The 555-nt window shown below is 63.6% G+C and carries 1 protein-coding gene; it reads right to left on the bottom strand.

Annotation, left to right across the window (positions count from 1 at the left end; genetic code table 11):
* The coding region (locus NS334_RS16680) for a methylmalonyl-CoA mutase family protein (protein WP_241492012.1) at positions 1 to 555 on the bottom strand (555 nt) is incomplete at both ends.

Genomic DNA, 555 nt, shown 5'->3' with positions numbered 1-555 from the left:
GAAGAAGGAAAGGCGGGGCGCAAAACGATCGACGTCGAGGCCGGCGGCCAGGCCCGCGCGCAGATATTCGACGCCGTCGGCTAGCGTATAGGCGAGCTCGAGGTCCTGCGTCGCGCCGGCCTCCTGCATGTGGTAGCCGGAGATCGAAATCGAATTGTATTTCGGCATCCGCTGCGAGGTATAGGCGAAGATGTCGGAGATGATCCGCATCGATGGTGCCGGCGGATAGATGTAGGTGTTGCGCACCATGAACTCTTTCAGAATGTCGTTCTGAATGGTGCCCGACAGTTTCTCCGGCGGTACGCCCTGTTCCTCGGCGGCGGCGACGAACAGCGCGAGGATCGGCAGCACCGCGCCGTTCATGGTCATCGACACGCTCATCTGGTCCAGCGGGATGCCGGCGAACAGCGTGCGCATGTCGTAGATGGAATCGATCGCGACGCCGGCCATGCCGACGTCGCCGGAGACGCGCGGATGATCCGAGTCATAGCCGCGATGGGTGGCGAGGTCGAAGGCGACCGACAGGCCCTTCTGTCCGGCCGCAAGGTTGCGGCG

This window comes from Sphingomonas endophytica, assembly GCF_001476895.1.
Taxonomy (GTDB): domain Bacteria; phylum Pseudomonadota; class Alphaproteobacteria; order Sphingomonadales; family Sphingomonadaceae; genus Sphingomonas; species Sphingomonas endophytica_A.
This window is presented reverse-complemented; position numbering and strand designations above follow the sequence as displayed.